Below are 2617 nucleotides of genomic sequence, written 5' to 3'. Positions count from 1 at the left end.
CCCAGCCACTTGTTGTAGCTCTTGCCCCGGCGCTTGGGATTTGCCACGATGGAGTAGCCATTCTGAACGCAGATGGTGTCGTTAAGCCGCCGCACCGCCCGCCCGGAGCCGAGGAAGTCCCGGAATTTCCGGGAGTGGTCCAGGGTGGTGGAGTTCCAGATGATGTGATTATGGATGTGGGCTTTGTCCACATGGGTACAGACAATAAAGGCGTGTTTCCCCTTGGTGAAGCGACGGGCCAGCTCATAGCCCAGGCGGTTGGCCTCCTCCGGGGTAATCTCGCCAGGGACGAAGGATTGCCGGATAGTGTAAGCAATCACATCATCCGCCCCGCGCTTTCTGCCAGTTCTGGCGAGGTACTGCCGCTTGGACAAAAGAAACTCCGCATCCGCGATCCGGCTGTCGCATTGGTAGCTGGAGATCAGCCTGCCGCCGTCCGTTTTTTCTGGATTCTCCACATAGTCGATGATGTCTTGAATGGCCTTGCCCACAGTCCGTCCCTTGCCTATGTGCAGAGGCATGATGCGGGTGGTTGCCATTGGCGGTCCCTCCCTTCAAAAGAAACGGCCCGCGATTGGCGGACCGTTTCAGACTGTGTATTCAGTTTTCGCCGCACCGTTCGGCCATCGCCTCACCCGTGCGCCGAATATCCACATCCTCAGAGGGCAGAAGTTCTCGCTTGTAGCCTTCGGTGAGCTTGTACCCCTGGTATTCCTCATACCGGGAGCGCAGCACATCCCGCAGATGCTCCGGGGTCTGGCACAGCCGGGAAGTCACCCACTCGCTGTCCTTTTTCCTGCTGTCCCAATCCACCACCAGATAGCCCTGGCTGGAAGTCAGCACCTCACAGGCTTTATCCTCGGCCAGATAGTCCCGGAATACAGCTAACACTTTTTCATAGGTCATAATGAACACCTCTTAAATTTGATTTGATACCAGCATAGCGGCATGGACGATTTTTTGCAAGGATGCGGCCCCGCCACTCATTTTTTATTTATCTGCATTGGAAACTGAAAAATGATTTTCTGCTTGCGCTTCGCAAAGTCCAGTGTTTTCGCCGCCCCACCCCACCCATGCGTGACGCCGGAGATCACCACATCGCTTTCCTGGACCATCCACTCGTTTCTCCTGACAATGGCGTAACGGGGCGGCACATTCTCCAACGGCGGGTAGGTGGTGCTGTCATAGCGGGAAAGGTCAGCGTCCCGGTTGAGGTAGGCCAGCACCAGGACCGCTTCAATGCTGGGATAGGTGGCCTTTTGCCGTCTCACCGCCGCTGCTGCCAGACTGTCAAAGTCTCCATAGCCGCCGAGATAAAATGTGGCCGCGCCGCCCTCAATCAGCGATGGGAGTATTATATCCAACCATTTGGAGATTTCGCAAGTCTCATATATTTTGCTATGTCCGCAAAAGGTTACAATCATCCGCATCGCCCCCGATACTTTTGTATTTCGCTTTTACTATACGAGAAAAATTATTAAAATGCAACGATTTGCAAAAGTATAATTAGCGAAGAATACAAGCACAGGGGGCGAATGCGTTGAAAGATATTCTTACCGTCATTACAGCGAACAGGGAGGCACGAGGATGGACAGAATATCAGCTTGCCGAGCGTTCCGGCCTGCCGCAGTCTACAATTTCCTCCTGGTATCGAAAGAACATGATCCCCACAGTTCCCTCACTGGAAAAGATATGTCATGCGTTTGGTATCACCTTATCCCAACTCTTTGCAGAAGGAGAATCGCCGGTATCGCTGACCGAATCGCAGGCGGAGCTGATGGACCGCTGGGCAAGGCTGGATGAAAAACAGCAGGCTGTGATTTTCCAGCTCCTGGACATTATGTGATAATAATTTGAGAGAGTGGTCCATAGGACTGTCCTTTCATTGTTTATTGGAGTTTTGCCAACGAAGTTAAAATTTTCTGTGCCGCATCCCACAGCCCGTCATAGCTCTGCCGCAGTTCCTCCAGGTCTGCATCATAAAACCGGCCCGTCTCATGGACGCGGCGGGTGAGCTGGTTGAGGTTGTTGCTGGACCGGCGCAGCAGGGAGACCATCTCCCGCAGCTCCGGCAGTTCCAAGTTGACCACATAGCCGTCCACGGCCATCTTGCGGAGATATGCCGCCATGTTGGTTGTGCCGAGCTGTTCCATCTTCTGCTCGATCAACGTCCGCTCCGACCGGGTGACGCGGAATTTCAGCTGGACCTCCCGCTGACGGTTCGGGGCCTTCATCGCTCCTGCCCCTTGGACTTGGATTTGCCGGGGGCGCTGGGAGCGGCGGAGGCGGCAGATTTCTCTTGCAGCTTTTTCTTCACGGAGGGGCGGCGCAGCACCAGGGGCTGGAAGCGGTTTTCATCTTTGCGGATCAGGGCATAAGTCCCCTTCCGGCCCTCCAGGGTGGAGAGGGACAGGGACTGGAAGGGCAGCATGGACATCAGCCGGTCCGTGTCCTTGCTCCCGGCCCGCGCCAGGAAGTCCAGGGAGACCTGGGCCATGTAGTGGGGCCCGTTGGGGCTGTTGGGTTCCCGTTCCTCTTGAAGCCGCTTCAAAATGTGTTCGGCCTCCGCCTTGATGTCCGCCGCCTTGAGGGGCTGCTTCAGCAGAAATTCATGCCG

General features: G+C 55.6%; 5 protein-coding genes and 1 pseudogene. 1 reads left to right on the top strand and 5 read right to left on the bottom strand.

Annotated features, from left to right (window positions below):
• The 3 genes from D7X94_RS17730 to D7X94_RS17720 all read right to left on the bottom strand — a co-directional run.
• A partial coding sequence (locus D7X94_RS17730; RefSeq protein ID WP_158591080.1) for a relaxase/mobilization nuclease domain-containing protein occupies nucleotides 1-539 on the bottom strand: 539 nt, incomplete at its 3' end.
• Between the two features lie 61 nt (nucleotides 540-600).
• On the bottom strand, nucleotides 601-906 hold the full coding sequence (locus D7X94_RS17725) for a hypothetical protein (RefSeq protein WP_016320848.1): 306 nt from the start codon (nucleotides 904-906) through the stop codon (nucleotides 601-603).
• Between the two features lie 77 nt (nucleotides 907-983).
• Nucleotides 984-1424, bottom strand: a complete 441-nt coding sequence (locus D7X94_RS17720; protein WP_040654541.1) for a hypothetical protein — start codon at nucleotides 1422-1424, stop codon at nucleotides 984-986.
• Nucleotides 1425-1540: 116 nt separating this feature from the next.
• On the opposite strand from D7X94_RS17720, the gene D7X94_RS17715 reads away from it, so the two are divergent.
• Complete coding sequence (locus D7X94_RS17715; protein WP_120429134.1) at nucleotides 1541-1846, top strand: helix-turn-helix domain-containing protein; 306 nt, start codon at nucleotides 1541-1543, stop codon at nucleotides 1844-1846.
• Between the two features lie 43 nt (nucleotides 1847-1889).
• On the opposite strand, the gene D7X94_RS17710 is transcribed toward D7X94_RS17715, so the two are convergent.
• Both D7X94_RS17710 and D7X94_RS18635 read right to left on the bottom strand, forming a co-directional pair.
• Nucleotides 1890-2234, bottom strand: a complete 345-nt coding sequence (locus tag D7X94_RS17710; RefSeq protein WP_120429133.1) for a plasmid mobilization protein — start codon at nucleotides 2232-2234, stop codon at nucleotides 1890-1892.
• Nucleotides 2231-2617 (bottom strand): annotated as a pseudogene (locus D7X94_RS18635) (DUF3849 domain-containing protein); the annotation flags it as partial. The gene D7X94_RS17710 and the pseudogene D7X94_RS18635, both read right to left, overlap by 4 nt.

Origin of the sequence: Acutalibacter sp. 1XD8-33, assembly GCF_003612555.1 — a bacterium.
In the GTDB taxonomy this organism is placed as follows: domain Bacteria; phylum Bacillota; class Clostridia; order Oscillospirales; family Acutalibacteraceae; genus Acutalibacter.
Note: the sequence above shows the minus strand (reverse complement) of the source record. Positions and strands in the feature narration are given on the sequence as shown.